Here is a 19,567-nt window from a genome sequence, read left to right on the forward strand (position 1 = left end):
GGTTGGGGCAGGCATCGATGCAGCCGCCGCAATTGAGGCAGTCGCCCGCCAGGATCAGCGGGCTGCCCTCGCCCTTCAGCGCCGGCAGGATGACATGCGGTTCGGGGCAGGTGCCGAAGCAGGCGCCGCAATCGTCGCAGCCCGCCCGCCCCCGCGCCGAGACCCGCACCAGGGAAAACCGACCCAAAAGCCCGTAAAACGCCCCGACAGGGCAAAGGTGACTGCACCAACAGCGGCGCGAGACGAACAGGTCCAGCAGGAAGACCAGCAGCACGATGCCCCAGCCGAGGCCGGCGCCGAAGATCAGCCCGCGCTGCATCATGCTGACCGGGTTCACATATTCCCAGGCAATGGTCCCGGTCAGCGCCGCCGCCAGCAGCGTGCCCAGGAAAAGCCACAATCGCGTGCGCCGGTCCAGCTTGCGGTCCCGCGTCAGCCCGGTCTTTTCGCGCAGCCAATGCGCGCTGTCGGTGACGATATTGACCGGGCAGACGAAGCTGCAATAGACCCGCCCGCCGACCAGCAGGTAGAACAGCACGATCAGCAGCGCGCCGACCAGCGCCGGCGCGGCCACCGGCCAGCCGGCGAAGACGGATTGCAGCAGGATATAGGGGTCCGAGAGGCTCAGCACGCCCAGCATCTCGCTCGACGCGAAATTGCCGCGCATGATCCAGTATCCGGCCAGCGGCCCGGACATGAAGGCCGCCAGCACGGCAATCTGGCAGCAGCGGCGCAGGAGCCACCATTTATGCGCCGAAAGCCATCCCCGGCGGGCGACCGCCTGCTGCCGGCTGGACAGGGTCAGCCAGCGGATCATGCCTTGCGCCCCGCCCGGTTGCGTCCCGGCCCGCCAAGGCCGAGGTCGCGCGGCAGCACGCGGATCGCCGCATGGCCCAGCACGCATTGCTTTTCGCAGGTGCCGCAGCCGGTGCAGCTTGCGGAATGCACCACCGGGATCATCACCTGCCGCCCGCCGATCTCTTGCGGCTCCAGCGAGATCGCCTCGCCCCGGATCGGGCAGACCCGGACGCAGATGCTGCAATTCAGCCCCTTGTAGTTCAGGCAGGTCTCATGCCCGACCAGCACGGCGACGCCCATGTCGGCGTCGCGGATCGAGGGGATGTCGCGGTCCAGCGCCCCGGTCGGGCAGGCCCGCGCGCAAGGCACGTCCTTGCACATGTAGCAGGGCACCTCGCGCGGGGTGAAGAAGGGGGTGCCCAGTTCCGCCTCGTCATCCCATTCGGCCAGCGACAGCGTGCCGTAGGGACAGGCCTGCACGCAGAGCCCGCAATGCACGCAGGCGGCCAGGAAGTCGGGTTCCGGCAGCGCGCCGGGCGGGCGGATGGCGCGGGCATCGACGGGGCTTGCCGTCTTGACCAGCGCCGCCAGCGAAAACCCGCCCAGGCAAGCCACGCCCACGGCGCGGGCGGCATCGGCAATCGCGCTTCGTCTTGTCACCTTGCGTCGGCCGGTCATGCGGGCCTCCATTCCCTGGCGGCCCCGCCGGGGCCCTTGGTCAGTCCTGTCGTGCCGCGCGGCTTTCCTCCAGCAGCGGCTCATAGCGTCGGTCGGTCAGCGTTTCGAGAAAGGCGACCAGTGCATCGACGCGGCCGTCGTCCAGCATCAGCCCCGATTGCAGCTCGGTCAGCGACAGGTTCTCGGCCACCTCGGGCTCGCCCCAGGGCGTGCCGGTTTCAGGGTTGATCTTCGCCTCGGGCCGGCGGCTGGTATATTTGTTATAGAACAGGACCGCCGTGCGCAGGTCCTTGAAGATGCCGTTGTGCATATAGGGGCCGGTCACCGCGACATTGCGCAGGCTGGGCACCTTGAACCGGCCCGATTGCGCCGGATCCTCGATGCCCGGCCGCGCCAGCAGCCCGTGATCGACATGGTCCGGGCCCAGGCCGCTGGCCGCGCGCGCCGTCTCGTTCACCGGCAGGCCGATATTGTGATATTCGAAATTGGTGAAGGTCTCGCGCTCGGTCACGCCCTGCTTGCGCTGCATGTGGCAAAGCCGGCAGTTCCAGGTGATGAAGACGGTATAGCCGAACTCCTCGAGCGGCGTGAACCTCTCCTCGCCGCGCATGACGCGGTCGTATTTCGAATCGAAGGGCGAAAACTCCTCGGTCGCCTGATAGGCGGCCAGCGCCTCGGCGGCGGCGTCGAAGGCGCGCTGGGGATCGTCCAGCACGCCCTTGCCGAACAGCGCCTCGAACCCGGTCCGATAGGCCGGATCGCCGCGCAGCCGGGCGGCCACCGCCTCACGGTCGGGCATCGCCATCTCGACCGGGTTCAGCATGGGCTGGCCGGCCTGCGCCTTCAGGTCGTCGGCCCGGCCGTCCCAGAACTGGCCGCCCTTGTATTTGCCGTTCGCATCGCGGTGGAAGGCGGGTGCGAGCGCGGCATAGCCCAGCGTCGGCGTGTTGCGGTCGCCATGCGACTGCCCGTCATCGCCGACCGAGACGGCCAGCCCCGCCTTGCCCTCGCGCGGGTCGGTAAAGGCGCGGGCGGGGTCGTGGCAGGTGGCGCAGGATTGCGTCGCATTGCGCGACAGCGCCGGGTCCACGAAAAGCTGCGCGCCCAGTTCCGCCAGGGCATCATCGGCGGGCGGCGCCTGTTCCGCCGCACCCGCGGCCAGGGTCAGGATCGCCAGCGGCGCGAGGCAGGCCAGCCGCAGCATCACGCGGCCCCCATCGGTTCGGGCGCGGCGGCGCGGGCGCGGATCTGGGCCAGAAGCAGGCGATGCGCGGCCAGGTCGGCCAGGTTGGCCAGCCGCGCCAGCCGCTGCTGCGCGGCCAGGTCGTCCGAAAGCGCGGCCAGCAGCCCGCCCGGCGCGACCAGCCGGTCATGTTCGGGCCGCAGCGCCGCGATCAGCGCGGCCAGATCGAGCCCCTGCAAGCCGGCCTGATGCTCCATCGCCCCGGCATGGATCAGCATTTCCTGCGTGACCCGGAAATCGTTCGCGGCGGGGCGGTCGCGCAGGCCGCACAGCACGGCATAGGCCGCCAGCATCCGGCTGGCCGCGTCGGGCGCATTGCGCGCGCGCTGGAACAGCTCGGCCAGGGGCAGCAGATCCGGGACCAGCGGCGCCTGCGCGCCGAAATCGGGGGCCATGGCGCTGGGGCGAAAGGGCGTGCAGCGCCAGCGCGCCTCATGCGCGGTATCGGCGATGCGCCAGCCGGCGATGGCCATGCCGCGGCCGGTCTCGACCACCTGGCGCAAGAGCCAGGCTTGCAGCGCCCCGTGCGCCTGCGCCAATGCCGCCTCGGCCGAGGCGGCGGTGACGCGCAGGATGGCCTCGGCCAGCTTGCCGGCCTCGTTGCCGTAAAGCCGCAGGGGCAGGGGGCCGCCGGGTCCGGGCAGGGTGAGCTCCAGCCCCGAGGCGGGGATGGCGATGTCCAGCTCCCACGCCTGGGTGACGGGGTTGCGCAGGAAAAAGCCGACCAGGAATTCGCGCGGGCTGGTATCGGTCCGCGACAGGCGGATCGTCCCGGCTGGCGATTCAGGCTTCAGCGAGCCGCGAATGTCATAGGGAATCCACATGGCCGGCCTTTCACATGCTACTCGACGACGACCTTGCCGCGCATGAAGGGATGCGGGGTGCAGTGATAGTCATAGGTGCCGGCCTCGGTGAAGGTCAGGGAATAGGCCTGCTCCTTCTTCAGCATCGGGCCTTTCAGGGCTTGCTCGTCCAGCACGCCGGCGACGAAATGGACATTGTGCGGCATTGCCTCGCGGTTGATCCAGGTGACGGTGTCGCCGACCTTCACATGGATCTCGGGGGTGGCGTATTTCATCTTGGTGATGTCGACGACGATGGCATCCTTGGCCACCTCGGCGGCGGGAAGGGGGGTTTCGGACGGGGCCGTCGCCTTGCCGGCCAGGGCGCCCGTGGCGCCGAACGCCGCCAGCGCGCAGGCCGCCAGGCATGAGCGGATCTTGATCGCAGAAATCATTTGCTTCTCCTTGCAGGATGAAGGCCGGGCGCGGGCAGGCGCGCCCGGCCGCCGTCAGCTTGCCTTGCCCACGATGGGCGAGATCGTGCAGTGATAGGTCATGGCATCGTCCTCGGCGCCGAAGCACCAGATGATGTCGTTGGCGAATTCGGGGCGATAGACCGGCAGCTCGCCCTCGGTATTCAGGCAGGGGCAGCGGCCCGAGACGTTGTAGCCGCAGCAGTCGCGATAGGCGATCAGGTAGCTTTGGCCGTCGGTCGGGTTATAGCAGCTGGCCACCCAGCTTGCCGTCGCCAGCTTGGTCCCCGGCGGGCAATTGGTCAGCGAACCGCCCGAGCAGTCGCAGATATTGCCGTCGATCGAGCAGTGCCGCCAATAGTCGCAGGCCTGGATGTCGTTGTCCTGCGGCACCCATTTGGCGCGCGGATCGGTGCCGGCGGGCGCATCGGCGGCATTCGCGCGGCTGACGCGCCCGCGGCGGTCCACAGGCAGAAGCGGCACCAGCCCGATCCCCAGCATCGCCGTTCCCAGCTTGCCGATCACGCTGCGCCGGCTGGTCTGGCCAGCTACGCGCCGCGACAGCTTTTCGACCATGTCGTCGAATCTGAAATTCCCCAGCATGGAACTCTCCTTCCTGTCTTTCGGGGGTTCACATCGCGGCGGTCAGGCCGCCTGCTTCTTCCGGCTGGCCATGTATTGCTGCAACGAGGCGAAGCCGGTCTTGTCGGCCTCGAGCAGGCTTTCCAGGTGTTCGCGCGTATTGGTCAGGCCCTTGGCGCGGATGATGCCCTGGCCGTCCAGCAGCACGCCGTAGGGGATCTTGCCGACCTGGAAGGCCATGCCCGCCTCGGCCGAGACGACATAGCGCATCTCGCCCAGCTCGTGGCTGTCGAGAAAGCGGCGATGCTCCTCGGGGGCGCCGTCCGAGATCATCACCACGTTGATGCCCTCGGCCCGGCCGATGGACTTGATGATCGGGAACAGCTTGTCGCAGACCGGGCAGCTGGGGGCGGTGAACATCAGAAGCGTCTGGCGCCCCTGCGGCTCGGCCCCGCCGATGCGGACCGGGCGGCCGAAGAAATCCGGCAGCTCGAACTCGGGCGCGGCATCGCCGATATCGGGGCCGTGATCGGTGATCATCGCGCCCATGGGCGACGAGCGTTCGTGCAGCAGCCCGACCTGGCGCATCAGCCCCAGCATCACCACGGTCACGCCCAGGAACGCCAGCCACAACAGGATGTTGGAAGCGATCAGGAAGGAAGTCATGTCAGCGTCCTTTCGCAGTCTTGTTTGCCGTCTGCGCGGCGGAAAGCCCGCCAAGCAGCGATGCGCTCAGATAGATCAGCATGGCGGTGGCGCCGGCCAGCAGGCCCGTCGCGCCCTCGACCGGCGAGGCGGGGGCAGCGGCCGGCAGGCCGGCGGCGACGGCCAGCGCCAGCCCGGTCAGCACCAGGTTGCGCAGCACCAGCAGCCAGCTGACCGGTTGCTTCAGCCCGTTGCGGAAACAGCCGCAATCGATCTGGGTCCGGCCGCGCAGCACGTTGATGGCCAGCGCCGCGGCAAAGACCAGCAGCAGCCCCGCCGCCGTGATCGCCGCGGGAGCCGCCAGCGGCGTCACCACCAGGCCGGCGGCCACCGCGGCCTCGACCACCGGCAGGACCAGCGCCACGGCGCGGCTGGCCCCGTCGGGCAGCAGGCGGAAATTGCGCACCACGCCATAGAACTCTTCGACATGGCGCAGCTTGGACAGCGCCGCCGTGACGAAAAGCAGCGCCAGGAAGATGCGCAGCGCCCACAGCACCATGGGTTGGATCAGGAAATCCGCCATGACTTAGCCCATGTCCGCCGTGGTGATGACCTGCGGGCCGTGGCCCAGCTGGTTCACGCTGCGCAGTTCCTCGCCGCTTTCGGCGTCATGGATGTAAAGCGTCTTGTCCCCGGTCGAGAGCGCATAGAGCAGCGGCTTTTCGTCCTGGCTGACATTGATCGAGTCGATCTCGTGGCCCATCTCGAACTTTGCGATGCGCGCGCCGGTCTTGGCATCCAGCACCACCACGAAGCGGCTGGCGGTCTTGTGGCGCCATTCGTCGCGCTGATCGACCAGCAGATAGATGCGGTCCAGCGCCCGGTGATAGGCGACCTGCTGCCAGCCGCCGGGACGCCAGCCCTCGGCCCGCTCCTCCTCGGTCAGCGCCTCGACGGCGGGCAGGAACTTCGCCTCGCCCGAGGACAGGTCGATCTGGTGGATCTTGCCGGTATAGGTCGGCCAGACCAGCCGCCCGGATTTGCTCGAATAGGCGGGGTGGTTGATGAGGAATTCGTCCTCGGGGTGGAACACCTCGCTATGGCTGATCTCGGGCGCGCCCTCGGCGCCGAACTTCACCTTGGCGAGGCTGCCGTCGCGGCAATGCATGAAGAAGGTGTCGGGCGCGGTCGGGAAGATGTGATAGCAGTCCGGCACGTCCAGCATGCGCTTGAACGCCTTGCCCTCCAGATCGACCACGCCCACGGCCGGGGCGGGCGAGAACTGATAGAACAGCAGCGTTTTGTTGTCCGGCGTCAGCGAGGTCATCCAGGGATAGGTGCCGACCAGGAAGCGCGGCGCGTCCGGCAGCTCGATATCCGCCGTGGGCAGCAGCGTGACGGGGTCGAAGACCTCGACGTAATCGGTGCGCTCGCCCCGCGCGATGCGGGAAAACACCGTGCTGGCATGGGCGATGAACGAGCCGTCATCGGCCACCACCGGATTGGGCAGGAAGCCGCCATCGATCATGCCGATCACCCGGCCCGCCTCGCCGTCGATGACGAATTGCTGGGTGACCGCGGCGAAATGCGCCGGGTCGTTGACATAGACGCGGCGCGCGTCGGGCGCGGGCGCTTCCAGGATGCGCGGCTCGTCGTCCTGGCCGGCGGCAAGGTCCGCCGCGGCGGCGCGGGCGGCGGCCTGGCCCTGGGTTTCCTGGGCCGGAGCCTCGGCCTCGGGCGCGTCCTGGGCGCTGGCCGCCAGCGCAAGCGCCGAGCAGCCCAGCCCAAGCCCGATCAGCGAAGCCCGGAACAGCGGCATGAAATTGGGTGGAAGGGCCATCGTCTCCTCCTGTGATGGCAGCAGGACACCCGCGACCCGCGGGCATCGCCGAATGAAAAACGTCGAGAGTCGGGGTGGTTCAGATCAGCGCCAGCACCGTGAAGCCCGCGCCAAGCGCGGTCAGGATCGCGCCGTCGGCCAGCACGGCGTTTTCCTGGTGCCGGGCCAGCCAGGCCTGCACCCGGTAATCGGGGATCGGCAGCGCGTTGACCGCGACCGGCAGGAACCGGCCCAGGTTGAACAGCGCGACGATGGCGATGGCCTCGGGGATATTGCCGGTAAAGACCGCCGCCAGCGTCATCATATACAGCAGCGGCGTCTGCACATAGGTCAGGTAGTCGAGCCCCAGCGACAGCCCGTAAAGCCCGCCGATGACCCATTTCGGGAAACGCTGGCGCGCGTCATGCGGCACCTGCGCCCGGCGCTGCGGATAGGGCACGCGCAGGAAATCCAGCTGATGCGCGCCGTAAGCCAGGCCGATCAGCCCCAGCACCAGCAGCGCCGCGGTGCCGAAACCGGCAGAGCCCGCCGCCATGCCGATGCCGCCCAGCAGGCCGCCCAGCATCAGCGCGCCAAGGCCGTAGCCCGCGCCATGCATGGCGAAGGTCGGCAGCCAGCGGACCACCGCGCCGATCCCGCGCCCGTCCGGCCGCAGAAGCGAGATCGACGAATAGCCGCAGGGCGACCAGGTGGACAAAAGCCCGCCCGCCACCGCCGCCGCGCCGATCACCGTCCACAGCGCCTGCGGGCCGGTGGCGGATGACAGCGCCGCGCCCCCCGCCGCCCCGGCAAGCGCCGCGGCCAGCAGCACCGCCACACGCAGGGCGGGAGAATGGGATTGCGGGAACAAGGTGCAGTCCGGCACCGATGCAAGGCCTCCAGACCGGCCGTGCAAATCTTCGACAGAAACCATGTCACGCCTCCTCTCGCTCAATGGTTCTTGCGCGGACCCGCCCGGAAGCGATTGAAACTAAGACGAAAGTCTGATGATTCAATCGGCCGGGCAAATCCCTGGCAGATTGATGCGCCAAGGCCGCTCTGGTAACCCCGAGGATTTGCAGCCGGTGCCTGCATGCGTGCAGCGGAGACGAAAGTATGAATTGGGACGACCTTCGCGTGGTGGCCGCCGTCAATCGGTGCGGGTCCTTCAACCGGGCCGCGAAAATGCTGAATGTCGAGGAGACCACCATCGCCCGCCGCCTGGCCCGGCTGGAAAGCAGCCTGGGCCGCGCGCTGTTCGAGGCGGTGGACGGGCAGCGCCGGCCGACCGAGCAATGCCGCGCCCTGCTGCAACCGCTGCTGCTGATGGAGCAGGCGGCCGAGGCGATCGCCCACCAGCTCGAACGTCAGGAGCGCCTGCTTCGCAATTTCCGGCTGACCACGATCGACGCCCTTGCGCAGCACTACCTTGCCCCGGCGCTGGCGGATCTGCTGATGGTCGAGCCGGAGCTGTCGCTGCAACTGGAGACCTCGGACGAGAATGTGGACATGGCACGCTGGCAGGCCGATATCGCGATCCGGCTTGGCCGCCCCCGGCGCGGCAATTTCACCATGCGCCGCATCGGCGAGATGCGTTTCGGCCTGGTCCGGCCGGTCGGCGCCGCGGCCGAGGATCTGGTGCTGGCCGCCTATCCCGACCCGCTGATGGAAACGCCCGAGATGCAGGATCTGCAACAGCATTTCCCCGACCGGCAGGTCCGGCTGCGCAGCGCGCATCTTCAGGCGATCCGGGTCCTGATCGACAGCGGCCGGGTGGCGGCGGTGCTGCCGGATTTCCTGATCGGCGACCTGGCTGCGGACGGGCGGTTCGATATCCACCGCCTGCCGGCCCGGCGCGAGATCTGGCTGCTGGCGCAACCGCATCTGCGCGACGATCCGCTGGCGCGGCGCGTGACCAACTGGTGCGTCGAGCTGTTTGCGGAGACCCTGGCCGGCGCCGCAACCTAAGCCGCCGCCCCGACCGGGCGTCATCGCGGATCGTCGCGCTCCATCACCCGCGCCATGATCTCGGCGCTCATGGCCAGGCCGGGCAGGGGGGCCGAGATGCCTTGCCCGCACCCGGTCCCCTCGGTCGAACAGCATCAGGGTCGGCGTGCCCTCCAGCCCCATTCCCGCATGGCGGGCGGCTTTCGGCCAATCCGGGCCTGCCCCGGGTGGGGCGGCCTCGTCCGCCGTTGCGAAGGGCTTGAAACCAAAGAAACAATGGCCATCTTGTCTGGCGGGGCCACGGTCCCTCGGGATTTGCGCAAAGGGTGTCGTCTTGGAAAGCTTCGGCTTGGACCGATTCGTCCTGCGTCTTGAACAGGCGCATGGCTTGCCCCGGCCCCGTTGACGCGCCAGGCGCGGACGGCAGGCCGGGGTAAGGTGAATCCGGCCCGTTTCCTCAAGAGGTTCCGTCATGCTGCGCGCCTTCCTGCCGGCGGTTTGTCCGCATTGCGGCGAAGACGTTCCCCGGGCTGCGGCCCGGCGATGTCCGATCTGCCGTTCTCCGTTCCAAGTGCCGTTCTCGGTGCCCGAGCCTCGCCGCCTTCCGCGGCGCAAAGGAGCAAAGGGGGGCGACGATGGCGAAAGATGAAATCCCCGCCCCCGGCTTGCTGTGGCGGCTGGCGGCGGCCATCGCCGTCGCGCTGGCCATCGCCACGCTGGCCGAGCCGCTGGCGCGCCGCCATCCCGACCTGTCCGCCTTGCAGCTTTGGGCAGGACCGCTGCGCAATGCCGGCTTTTCGGTGGCCTGCTTTGCCGGCGCGCGCCTGGCGCATGGGCTGGCCGCCCGGCGGCTCTTGCGGCGCAGGAAGGGCCGTCGCCCGGTGCCCAAGGTGCTGCTGGATCTGTTCTGGTTCGGGCTGCTGGCCGTCGCCACGCTGGCCAGCCTGTCGCTGTTCTTCCGTCAGGACCTGTCCGGGATCCTGACCGGCTCGGGGCTGGTCCTGGCGGTGCTGGGCTTTGCCGTCCGCAATGCGGTCGCCGATGTGTTCTCGGGGCTGGCGATGGGGATCGAGGCGCCGTTCCGCATCGGCGACTGGGTGCGCATCGAGACCCTGGCCGAGGGCAAGGTGCAGGAGATCGGCTGGCGCACCACGCGGCTGGTCAGCCGCGACAGCACCTATGTCATCCTGCCCAACAGCCAGATCTCGGCGCGGCGGATCACCAATTTCAGCGCGCCGCGGCAGGAATACCGCGACCATGCCGAACTGACCCTGCCCGCCGAGCTGCCGGTGGCCGAGGCCGGCCGGCTGATCGCCGGGGCGGCGGTGGCGGCGCGGTCGATCTCGGCCGGCAAGCCGCCCGAGGTGCAGGTGACGCATTACGGCCCCGCCGGCATCAGCTATCGGGTGAAATACTGGGTGCCGCAGCACGACCGCGAACTGGCCTGCCGCAACGAGGTGCTGAGCCTGATCGACGCCGCGCTGCGCGAACAGGGCATCCGGCTGGCGGCCGAGCGGATGCCCTGCGGCGAGGGTCAGGACAGCGCCAGCGCGGGCAGCACGGCCGGCCGGTGCGAGGCGATCAGCCCGGCCTCGGCCGCGGCCAGATAGATGTGGTGGAAGGCATCGACCCGCCCGCCGATCAGCTGGATGTCGTCGCGCCGCCAATGCCAGGGCTGGGCGTCCAGCACCCGCTCGAACGGGTCCGAGGCGGTGGCCGACCAGAAGGCGGCGATGCCGTCGGGCCGCAGCGCCTTGCGCAGCACCGCCAACCCGTGATCGCCGTAAAGCCGGCCGTTCGCCTGGCGCACGGTGAAATCCGGCCCGTTGTCGGTATCCATCAGGATCACGTCGAAACCGGCGCGGTGTTCCAGCAGCACCTCCATCACATCCGCGATCCGCAGGGTGACGCGCGGATCGCGCAGCGGATGGCCGGCCAGATGACCGATGCGGTCGCGGTTCCAGCCGGCGATCTCGGGGACAAGCTCGCAGACCGTGACCCGCGCGGCCGGCCCCAGCAATTCCAGCGCCGCGCGCAGGGTGAAGCCCATGCCGAGCCCGCCGATCAGCACGCGGGCGTCGCTGCGGCCATGCAGGCGCAGGCTGCGCTCGGCCAGCACGGTCTCGGACTGGTGGTTGAGGTTCGACATCAGCTCCAGGCCGTTGAAGCGGATCTCGTAAAGGGCGCCGCGCTGGCGCAGCAGGATTTCGTCGCCCGCCGCGGTATCGGCGCGGGCCAGGGTATTCCAGATGGGCATGATCGATCCCCGACATCGGGCAGGCCGTGGGCCTCCCGGTGGTTGCGTGACGGTTTCGGAAAATGGCCTCGGGTTGCCCGGCGTTCAGCGCGCGGACAACCCCGGCACATTGTTGGCCCTGAAACCGATCAGCAGCGGAAAGATCGCCGAAGGATGCGAGAGGCCGTTCCGCGGCGCGGGGCCGCGATCCCGGCGCAACCGATCCAGTCGCATGGCAACGCCCCTATGCCGCCGGGGTCACCGGATCGGCCCCGCCGACCGACAGCACGGTCAGTTCGCGCGTCTCGCCCGCCCGGGTGTCCCAGGTAAAGCGCGCGCCCGCCCGCAGGCCGATCAGCGCCACCCCGATCGGCGTCAGCACCGAGGCGCGGCCGGCGGCGATGTCGGCATCCTCGGGCCAGGCCAGCACGACGGTCTGCTCGCGCCCGGTGGTTTCGTCGCGGAAGGTGACGGCGCTGCCGATGCTGGCGACATCATCGGGCATCCGCGCGGGCGGCAGGACGCGGGCGCGGGCCAGTTCGGCCAGCAGCCGGTCGGCAAGATCGGGATTGCGCGCCATCGCCCCCTCGGCAAGACGTTCGAGCCGGTCGAGCGTGTCGCTGGCGATGGTGACCGGCGGTCGCGGTGTTCTGGCCATGTCGGCTCCTTCAAGTCGTGTCGTGCCCTGCCATGGCCGCGATGCGGCCGGCCGGGCGGTGGGTTGGCTGGATCAGGGAACCCCGGGCGCGAGGTCAGCGCAAGGACGCCTCTGCCCGGGGCAGAGAGCGCGTCAGCAGCAAACCGGTGCAGAACCGGCCTCTGCAAGGGGAAAGGCGCGTGGTCATGGCATCAGTCTAGCCGCGCCGCCGCGCCGAGTCGAGAGACCGGAGCCGCGCCCCTGCGGATGCCGCCCCTCCCGGCCGACCCAGCGGCGGGCCCGGCCCTTTCCGCCCATCACCGCCGGCCGGCATGCTGCCCTCGCGGGGCTTGACCCCCGGCAGCGGCGGGGTTATCTGCGCGCCATGATCTGCAAGGCCCAAGCTTTCGCGAAACGCTATTATCCGCTGCCCTGAGCAGCGGAGCGCCTTGCCATGCCGCCGCTGCCCTGTCGCCAGCGGTCGCGCATCGGAACCCTCCTGACCTCTGGCGTCGCCCTTTTTCCGAAGGATCGTCCCATGTCACCCCATCCCTCCGTGCTGATCTTCGGCTTTGGCGCCTTTGGCCGGCTGATCGCCCGCGCGCTTGCGCCGCACTTGCCCGTGGCGGTCAGCGACCCCGACCCTGCCGCGCGGGCCGAGGCGCGCCGGCTGGGCCTTGCCGTGGTCGGGCCGCGGCAGGCGGGACGGTTCGGCGTGGTGGTGCTGGCGGTCCCGGTCCCGGGCCTGGGCGATTGCCTGCGCCGGTTGGCGCCGCATCTGCGCCCCGGCCAGGTCGTCGCCGATGTCTGCTCGGTCAAGCAGGGTCCGGCCGGGCTGATGCGGCAGATCCTGCCCGCCGGGGTCGAGATCCTTGCCTCGCATCCGCTGTTCGGGCCGCAAAGCCTGCCCGGACCGCTGGCCGGCGGCCGCGTGGTGCTGTGCCCGGTGCGCGGCAGGGGCTGGCGCCGCATCGCCGCTTTCCTGCGCCGGGTGCTGGGGCTGGAGATCATCCTCGCCACGCCCGAGGAACACGACCGCCATGCCGCGCTGACCCAGGGCCTGACCCATCTTCTGGCCCATGCCCTGGCCGGGTTTCAGCCGCATCCGCGGATCCGCACCCGCAGCTTCGACCTGCTGGCCCGGGCGCTGGCGATGGTGGGCGCCGATGCGCCCGAGGTCTTTGCGGCGGTGACGCAGGACAATCCGCATGTCGCCGCCATCCGGGACAGGTTCGTGCAACGGCTGCTGGCGGCTCCGGCGGCGGCGACCGGCGCCACGGGGCAGGGGCAGCAGGGGCGCGATGCCGCGGCTTGAGGGGCGCGCGCCCTATCTCGCCTCGATGGTCGCGAGATAGCGGTGGACAGCCTCGTCTCCGCCGCCCAGCCAAGCCTGTTCGTCGCCGCGCAGGGCGGGCGGCTCCAGCCAGCCGGGCTCGATGCCGGTCATGTCGGGCAGTTGATGCGCGATGCCCTTGTGGCAGTCGATGCAGGTCTTTTCGCCCGAGATCAGATAGCGTTCGTGGATCTCGGCCGCGCGGCGGGTCTGCTTGGTGAAGTCCATCGCCACCGCCGCATGGCAGTTGCGGCATTCCAGGGAATCGTTGGCCTTGAGCCGCGCCCATTCGTGCTTGGCCAGCTCCAGCCGCTTTTCCAGGAATTTCTCGCGCGTGCTGATGGTGCCGAAGATCTTGCCCCAGACCTCCTTGGAGGCCTGCATCTTGCGGGCGATCTTGTCGGTCCATTGATGCGGCACATGGCAGTCGGGACAGCTGGCCCTGACGCCCGAGCGGTTCGAGAAATGCACCGTCGGCATCAGCTCCTGATAGACGTTGTCGCGCATCTCGTGGCAGCTGGTGCAGAATTTCTCGGTATTGGTGACCTCCAGCGCGGTGTTGAACCCGCCCCAGAAAATCACCCCGCAGATGAAGCCGCCCAGGGTCAGGAAGCCGATGCTGAGAAAGCTGCTGGGCCGGCTGATGACGCGCCAGAACCAGGTGACCCGGCCCCGTACCCAGCGGATGCTCGCCTTGATCCAGCCCATGTCACGGGCCCCCGGCGTGGCGATAGCCGTCGCGGAACTCGTTCGGCACCAGCGGCCTCACATCGGCCTGCTGGACATGGCAGGCGGTGCAGAAATAGCGCCGCGGCGTCACGTCGGTCAGGATCTGCCCGTCGCGGTCCATGAAATGCGTGACGCTGATCATCGGCGCGCCCGAGCCTTCGGTGAATTGCGGCTTGTGGCAATCCATGCAGCGGTTGGTGTTCACGGTCAGCTGGTAGCCGTCGATGGAATGCGGGATCACCGGCGGCTGTCCGGGATAGTTGCGCATCCGGCGCACATCGTCGGTGATCGGCCGGCCGAGCGGCGGGATCTGCCCCTCGGACATCGGCTCGGCCCAGCCGGTCAGCGGCGGGACGATCTGCACCGCTGGCTCGGCCTGCGGCAGGGCGGCGCCGACCAGGGCGAACAGGGTCAGCCCGGCCATGGCGACGGGCCGGATCAGACGGAAAGGAGCTTGACCGCGCATTTCTTGAAATCCGTCTGTTTGGAAATGGGATCCGTGGCGTCCAGCGTCACCTTGTTGATCAGCTGGCTGGCGTCGAACCACGGCACGAAGATCACCCCGCGCGGCATCCGGTTCCTGCCGCGCGTCTCGACGCGCGAGCGGATCTCGCCGCGGCGTGAGACGATGCGCACCTCGGCGCCCTGGTTGAAGCCCATGTCGCGGGCATCCTCGGGGTTCATGAAGCAGCGGGCGCCGGGGAAGGCCCGGTAGAGCTCGGGCACGCGCATGGTCATCGATCCGGAATGCCAATGCTCCAGCACCCGGCCGGTCACCAGCCAGATGTTGTATTCCTCGTCGGGCGGCTCGGCCGGCGGCTCATAGGGCACGGCGATGATCTTGGCCTTGCCGTCCGGGTTGCCATAGAACTGCACGCCGGCGCCCGGCTCGACATAGGGGTCCAGCCCCTCGCGATAGCGCCACAGCGTTTCCTTGCCGTCCACCACCGGCCAGCGCAGGCCGCGGACTTCGTGATAGGTGTCATAGGGGGCAAGGTCGTGGCCATGGCCGCGGCCGAAGGCGGCATATTCCTCGAACAGGCCCTTCTGGACGTAGAAGCCGAAATGCTTGGCCTCCTGGTTGGCGTAATCGGGGTTCAACTCGGAGATGTCGAAGCGGTCCACGCTGCCGTTGCGGAACAGCACGTCGAACAGGCTCTGGCCGCGATAGTTCGGGTTGGCGGCCAGGATCTCCTCGGGCCAGACCTCGTCGGTGGTGAAGCGCTTCGAGAACTCCATCATCTGCCACAGGTCCGAGCGCGCCTCGCCCGGCGCCTCGACCAGCTGGTGCCAGACATGGGTGCGCCGCTCGGCATTGCCATAGGCGCCTTCCTTCTCGACCCACATGGCGGCGGGCAGGATCAGGTCGGCGGCCAAGGCGGTGACCGTGGGATAGGCGTCCGAGACGACGATGAAGTTTTCTGGGTTGCGATAGCCCGGCCAGGCCTCGTTGCTGTTGTTGGGCGAGGCTTGCAGGTTGTTGTTCACCTGGATCCAGTAGAAGTTCAGCGTGCCGTCATGCAGCGCCCGGTCCTGGGCCACCGCATGCAGCCCGGGCTTGTCGGGGATCAGGCCTTCGGGGATGCGCCAGATCTCCTCGGCATGCTTGCGGTGTTCGGGATTGGTCACGGTCATGTCGGCCGGCAGGCGATGGGCGAAGGTGCCCACCTCGCGCGCCGTGCCGCAGGCCGAGGGCTGGCCGGTCAGCGAGAACGGGCTGTTGCCCGGCTCGGAGATCTTCCCGGTCAGCAGGTGGAGGTTATAGACCATCTGGTTGGCCCAGACGCCGCGCACATGCTGGTTGAAGCCCATGGTCCACAAGGACATGACCTTGCGGTCGGGATCGGCGTAAAGCTCGGCCAGCTGCTCCAGGAAGCCCGGCTCCACCCCGCTGAGTTCCGAGACCTTCTCCAGCGTGTATTCGCTGACCAGTTCGGCGAATTCCTCGAATGTCGAGGGCGTGGTCGCCGCCGGGTCCTCGGCCGTGCGCGCGGCCACCTCGCGCGGGTCGTCGTCGCGCAGCCCGTAGCCGATGCCGGTCGCGCCGGCGACGAAGGTGGTGTGGCGATCCACGAAATCGCGGTTCACCCGGCCGGTCTGGATGATGTGGTTGGCGATGTAGTTCAGGATCGCCAGGTCGGTGCCGGGCTTGAAGACGATGGGAATGTCCGCCAGGTCCGAGCTGCGATGGGTAAAGGTGGACAGCACCGCCACCTTGACATGCGGGTGGCCCAGCCGCCGGTCCGCGACCCGCGTCCACAGGATCGGATGCATCTCGGCCATGTTCGAGCCCCAGAGCACGAAGGCATCCGCCGCCTCGAAATCGTCATAGCAGCCCATCGGTTCGTCCATGCCGAAGGTCCGCATGAAGGCATAGGCCGCCGAGGCCATGCAATGCCGCGCGTTGGGGTCGAGGTTGTTCGACCGGAACCCCGCCCGCATCAGCTTGGTCGCGGCATAGCCCTCGAAGATCGTCCATTGGCCCGAGCCGAACATGCCGACGGCGGTCGGCCCCTTGTCCTTCAGCACCCGCTTGGCCTGGGCGGCCATGGTGTCGAAGGCTTCCTCCCAGCTGACCGGGGTGAACTCGCCGTCCTTGGCATAGATGCCGTCCCTCTTGCGCAGCAGCGGCTGGGTCAGGCGGTCCTGGCCATACATGATCTTGGACAGGAAATAGCCCTTGACGCAGTTCAGGCCGCGGTTCACCTCGGCCAGCAGGTCGCCATGGGTGGCGACCACGCGGCCCTCCTTGACGCCCACCATGACGCCGCAGCCGGTGCCGCAAAAGCGGCAGGGTGCCTTGGACCAGGTGATCTGGAGGGATTCGACCCCGCCGGGCACTGGCTGCGCCTGCGAGGACAGCGGGATATTGGCGGCCATGGCGGCGATCCCCGCCGCCTGCGCCTTGAGCAGATCGCGTCGGGAAATGGTCATGCCAGCGCCTCCTTCTCATCGGCGGGAAGGATCTGCTCGAAGACCAGGTTGGCCGAGAACACGCCCTCCATGACCGAGATCTCGGCCATGCGGCCGCCGATCTCACCCACCGAGGCGCCCTCCAGCACCAGGACGATCTTGGCGCCCTCGACGGCATGGACCTCGGTCCCGGGCAGGGTGGCGAAATGCCGGGCCAGCTCGGCAGCGCGATCCGGCCGGGCCGTGACGACGGCGCTGGAGATGTGGAGGAATCGCGATTCCGTGCCGCTGTCCTGTTTCAGCTTTCCGGTCAGGATGTCGCGTCGCTGGATGGGGGTCCTGTCTGGCTCGCGCATGGCCGCTCTCTAATGCATGGGTCCGGGGGGTCCGAAGATGATCTGAGACATCCAGACCAGGAAGCCGTAGCCGCCGACGATCGCGACCGACAGGATCGGCCAGATCACCACGGCAAGAATCAGGAAGGCGATGATTTCATCCCGCTTCCGGTGCTGGGGACGATCGGTTTCTTTCGCGGAATCGATCATTTCTGGGCAACCCGTGCGTCAAAATGCCTCAGTTCAATCTTCCACAGAACTGTGAAGAATCAAAGAAGGTTCCCATGAAAATGCAGCCCGGTCCAGCATCCAGCCGGCCAAGCCGTCGACGCCCGGTTCAAACCGGGCGCTGTGCCGCGCCTGAAACGCCTTGCTTTTCAGCAAGATAGCCGGGGCGTGCGGCGAGAGCCCCGGTCCCTGGGCTTAACGTCAGCGGAGCGCCCCGGACAGGGGCAGGCCGATGACAAGCGGCGGTGCGATCAGCCCGGCGGTACCCTGCGGATCGGATTTCGGCCTCGCTCGATTCCTGCGCATGGGCTGTCTCCCCCGCCTCATTCGTTATGCATGTTCAAACATAACGAATGGCAAGTCAAGCCGGAATCGGCCCTTGCGGGCCGACTGCGGCATGAGGGTGCTAACGGGCGAAGCCGCTGATCCGCGGCAGCCAGGTGGAGAGGGCCGGCACGAAGGTCAGGATCAGCAGCGAGGCCAGCGCCGCCAGGAAGAAGGGCGGCAGTTCCCGGATCAGCGCCGAGGGCTTCTGCTTGGTCGCCGAGGCCACGACGAAGATCAGCCCGCCCACCGGCGGCGTCATCAGCCCGAAGGTCAGGTTCACGATGACGATGATGGCGAAATGATCCGCGGCGATGCCAAGGTTATGGGCGATGGGGGCCAGGATCGGCACCAGGATCATCACCCCCGGCAGCGGGTCCATGAACATGCCGAAAGCCAGCAAAAGCAGGTTCACCATCAGCAGGAAGGCGATGGGCGACAGATCCATGGCGATCACCGCATCGGCCATGGCCTGTGGCACGCCCTCGATGATCAGCACCCAGGCAAAGGCGCGGGCGGCGGCCAGGATCATCAGCACCGCCACCGACATGATGGCCGAGCGCAGGAACGCCCCCCACAGATCCGCAAGCGTGAAGCCGCGATAGACGAAGGCGCTGGTGATGATGGCATAGAACACCGCCACGACCGAGGCTTCGGTGGGGGTGAAGACGCCGCCGCGGATGCCGCCGACGATCAGCACGATCAGCAGCAGCGCGGGCAGGGCGGCAAAGCTGTTGCGGACCATCTGGCCCACCGGCGGGCGCGGCTCCAGGCTGCGATAGTTGCGCTTGCGGCTGATCCACCAGTTCACCGCGGCCAGCAGCGCCGCGATCAGGATGCCGGGCAGGATCCCGGCCATGAACAGCGAGCCGACCGAGGTGTTGCGGTCTTGCAGCGCATAGATGATCATGGTGATCGAGGGCGGGATGATCGGGTCGATCACCGCCACGGAAATCGTCAGCGCCCCGGCATAGGCCTTGGAATAGCCGCTGCGCTCCATCATCCGCGCCATCATCGCGCCCGGCCCCGCCGCCGAGGCCAGCGCCGAGCCCGAGATCCCGGCGAACAGCGTGCCGGTCAGCACGTTGGCATAGCCCAGCCCGCCGCGCAGGTGGCCGACGAATTGCGAGGCGAAGCGCAAGAGCATGCGCGAGATCGCCCCGGTGGACATGATCTCGGCCGCCAGGATGAAGAAGGGCACGGCCAGCAGCGGGAAGCTGTCGAGGCCGGTGAACATCTCCTTGACCACCACGACCAGCGGGTAGCGGCCGGACAGGCCGACCGCCGCGAAAGCCGCCATCGCCAGCGCGAAGGCGATGGGCACCCCCATGACCATCAGGATCAGGAAGGCGGCGATCAGGATCTCAACCAAGGGGGGCCTCGTCGGAATGCTGCAACCCGGCGCGCAGGTAGAGCGGCGCGATCAGCGCCAGATGGGCGATCATCAGCGCGAAACCGGCGGGCATCGCGGCATAGATCCATTTCATCGGCACCTGCAACGCCGCCGATTTCTGGATCGCCATGCGGTTCATGTAGTCGATGCCGACCCAGACCATGAAGCCGAAAAAGGAAAACAGGACCAGCAGGATCACCAGCCGCAGGATGCGCTGGCCCCTGCCGGGCAGCGCATCCTGGGCATTGGTGATGGCGGCATGGGCGCCATGGCGCAGGGCCAGCCCGCTGCCCAGGAAGGTCAGCCAGATCATCGAATAGCGCGCGACCTCGTCGGCCCAGGTCAGCGAATTGCCGGTCAGGTAGCGGCCGGCGACGTTCCAGCCGACGATGACCGACATCGCCGCCAGCCCCAGCACGAGGACGGCACCGTTCAGCGTGACGAAGGCGCGTTCGATCTGGCGCATCGCTGG

At 68.4% G+C, this 19,567-nt stretch carries 22 protein-coding genes; 3 read left to right on the forward strand and 19 right to left on the reverse strand.

The annotated features are described in order from the left end of the window. The 10 genes from napH to AQY21_RS26625 form a co-directional block, all read right to left on the reverse strand. A partial coding sequence (gene napH / locus AQY21_RS26580) for a quinol dehydrogenase ferredoxin subunit NapH (protein WP_058100591.1) occupies window positions 1–817 on the reverse strand: 817 nt, incomplete at its 3' end. Beyond that, the gene (napG, locus tag AQY21_RS26585; protein ID WP_058100659.1) at window positions 814–1,476 is read right to left on the reverse strand and encodes a ferredoxin-type protein NapG; all 663 of its coding nucleotides are present in this window, start codon (window positions 1,474–1,476) and stop codon (window positions 814–816) included. The genes napG and napH, both read right to left, overlap by 4 nt. 40 nt (window positions 1,477–1,516) lie before the next feature. Continuing rightward, window positions 1,517–2,680: a cytochrome-c peroxidase gene (locus tag AQY21_RS26590; RefSeq protein WP_058100592.1), complete on the reverse strand. Its 1,164-nt coding sequence runs from the start codon at window positions 2,678–2,680 to the stop codon at window positions 1,517–1,519. Then, window positions 2,680–3,543 carry a methylamine utilization protein MauJ gene (mauJ, locus tag AQY21_RS26595; protein WP_058100593.1) on the reverse strand — a complete coding sequence of 288 codons (864 nt, stop codon included), beginning with the start codon at window positions 3,541–3,543 and terminating at the stop codon, window positions 2,680–2,682. The genes AQY21_RS26590 and mauJ overlap by 1 nt, the downstream gene beginning before the upstream one ends. A gap of 17 nt (window positions 3,544–3,560) precedes the next feature. Beyond that, a complete protein-coding gene (locus AQY21_RS26600; protein WP_082658274.1) occupies window positions 3,561–3,956 on the reverse strand; it encodes an amicyanin in 396 nt (131 codons plus the stop codon). A 54-nt stretch (window positions 3,957–4,010) separates the two neighbouring features. Beyond that, window positions 4,011–4,577 carry a methylamine dehydrogenase (amicyanin) small subunit gene (gene mauA, locus AQY21_RS26605; protein WP_011750953.1) on the reverse strand — a complete coding sequence of 189 codons (567 nt, stop codon included), beginning with the start codon at window positions 4,575–4,577 and terminating at the stop codon, window positions 4,011–4,013. Window positions 4,578–4,619: 42 nt separating this feature from the next. Beyond that, entirely contained in the window at window positions 4,620–5,222 is a 603-nt protein-coding gene (mauD, locus tag AQY21_RS26610) for a methylamine dehydrogenase accessory protein MauD (RefSeq protein ID WP_058100594.1), read from the reverse strand. A 1-nt stretch (window position 5,223) separates the two neighbouring features. Continuing rightward, entirely contained in the window at window positions 5,224–5,784 is a 561-nt protein-coding gene (locus tag AQY21_RS26615; protein ID WP_058100595.1) for a MauE/DoxX family redox-associated membrane protein, read from the reverse strand. A 3-nt stretch (window positions 5,785–5,787) separates the two neighbouring features. Beyond that, complete coding sequence (mauB, locus tag AQY21_RS26620) at window positions 5,788–7,041, reverse strand: methylamine dehydrogenase (amicyanin) large subunit (protein ID WP_058100596.1); 1,254 nt, start codon at window positions 7,039–7,041, stop codon at window positions 5,788–5,790. 79 nt (window positions 7,042–7,120) lie between these two features. Next, on the reverse strand, window positions 7,121–7,954 hold the full coding sequence (locus AQY21_RS26625) for a hypothetical protein (protein ID WP_058100597.1): 834 nt from the start codon (window positions 7,952–7,954) through the stop codon (window positions 7,121–7,123). A 182-nt stretch (window positions 7,955–8,136) separates the two neighbouring features. Here AQY21_RS26625 and mauR point away from each other — a divergent pair, with 182 nt between their 5' ends. Further along, window positions 8,137–8,988 carry a Mau operon transcriptional activator MauR gene (gene mauR, locus AQY21_RS26630; RefSeq protein WP_058100598.1) on the forward strand — a complete coding sequence of 284 codons (852 nt, stop codon included), beginning with the start codon at window positions 8,137–8,139 and terminating at the stop codon, window positions 8,986–8,988. A gap of 614 nt (window positions 8,989–9,602) precedes the next feature. Then, window positions 9,603–10,577 carry a mechanosensitive ion channel family protein gene (locus AQY21_RS26635; RefSeq protein ID WP_058100599.1) on the forward strand — a complete coding sequence of 325 codons (975 nt, stop codon included), beginning with the start codon at window positions 9,603–9,605 and terminating at the stop codon, window positions 10,575–10,577. Here the strand turns inward: AQY21_RS26635 and AQY21_RS26640 are convergent. Both AQY21_RS26640 and rnk read right to left on the reverse strand, forming a co-directional pair. After that, complete coding sequence (locus tag AQY21_RS26640) at window positions 10,502–11,224, reverse strand: hypothetical protein (protein ID WP_058100600.1); 723 nt, start codon at window positions 11,222–11,224, stop codon at window positions 10,502–10,504. The genes AQY21_RS26635 and AQY21_RS26640 overlap by 76 nt on opposite strands. A 223-nt stretch (window positions 11,225–11,447) precedes the next feature. Continuing rightward, window positions 11,448–11,861 (reverse strand): nucleoside diphosphate kinase regulator, encoded by a 414-nt coding sequence (rnk, locus tag AQY21_RS26645; RefSeq protein WP_058100601.1) that lies wholly within the window; start codon window positions 11,859–11,861, stop codon window positions 11,448–11,450. 517 nt (window positions 11,862–12,378) lie between these two features. Here rnk and AQY21_RS26650 point away from each other — a divergent pair. Continuing rightward, complete coding sequence (locus tag AQY21_RS26650) at window positions 12,379–13,155, forward strand: prephenate dehydrogenase (RefSeq protein WP_058100602.1); 777 nt, start codon at window positions 12,379–12,381, stop codon at window positions 13,153–13,155. A gap of 12 nt (window positions 13,156–13,167) precedes the next feature. Here the strand turns inward: AQY21_RS26650 and AQY21_RS26655 are convergent, their stop codons facing one another. From AQY21_RS26655 to AQY21_RS26685, 7 genes are all read right to left on the reverse strand, one after another. Further along, the gene (locus AQY21_RS26655; RefSeq protein ID WP_058100603.1) at window positions 13,168–13,881 is read right to left on the reverse strand and encodes a cytochrome c3 family protein; all 714 of its coding nucleotides are present in this window, start codon (window positions 13,879–13,881) and stop codon (window positions 13,168–13,170) included. Between the two features lies 1 nt (window position 13,882). Next, window positions 13,883–14,368, reverse strand: a complete 486-nt coding sequence (locus tag AQY21_RS26660; RefSeq protein ID WP_058100604.1) for a nitrate reductase cytochrome c-type subunit — start codon at window positions 14,366–14,368, stop codon at window positions 13,883–13,885. Further along, entirely contained in the window at window positions 14,341–16,836 is a 2,496-nt protein-coding gene (napA, locus tag AQY21_RS26665; RefSeq protein ID WP_058100605.1) for a periplasmic nitrate reductase subunit alpha, read from the reverse strand. The genes AQY21_RS26660 and napA overlap by 28 nt, the downstream gene beginning before the upstream one ends. Next, complete coding sequence (locus tag AQY21_RS26670) at window positions 16,833–17,171, reverse strand: chaperone NapD (protein ID WP_058100606.1); 339 nt, start codon at window positions 17,169–17,171, stop codon at window positions 16,833–16,835. The genes napA and AQY21_RS26670 overlap by 4 nt, the downstream gene beginning before the upstream one ends. Before the next feature lie 9 nt (window positions 17,172–17,180). Continuing rightward, window positions 17,181–17,360 carry a periplasmic nitrate reductase, NapE protein gene (napE, locus tag AQY21_RS26675; RefSeq protein ID WP_058100607.1) on the reverse strand — a complete coding sequence of 60 codons (180 nt, stop codon included), beginning with the start codon at window positions 17,358–17,360 and terminating at the stop codon, window positions 17,181–17,183. A gap of 424 nt (window positions 17,361–17,784) precedes the next feature. Then, complete coding sequence (locus AQY21_RS26680; RefSeq protein ID WP_058100608.1) at window positions 17,785–19,074, reverse strand: TRAP transporter large permease; 1,290 nt, start codon at window positions 19,072–19,074, stop codon at window positions 17,785–17,787. Then, the gene (locus AQY21_RS26685) at window positions 19,067–19,561 is read right to left on the reverse strand and encodes a TRAP transporter small permease (protein ID WP_058100609.1); all 495 of its coding nucleotides are present in this window, start codon (window positions 19,559–19,561) and stop codon (window positions 19,067–19,069) included. The genes AQY21_RS26680 and AQY21_RS26685 overlap by 8 nt, the downstream gene beginning before the upstream one ends. Window positions 19,562–19,567: the final 6 nt, after the last annotated feature.

Origin of the sequence: Paracoccus sp. MKU1 (genome assembly GCF_001447385.1) — a bacterium.
Lineage (GTDB): Bacteria > Pseudomonadota > Alphaproteobacteria > Rhodobacterales > Rhodobacteraceae > Paracoccus.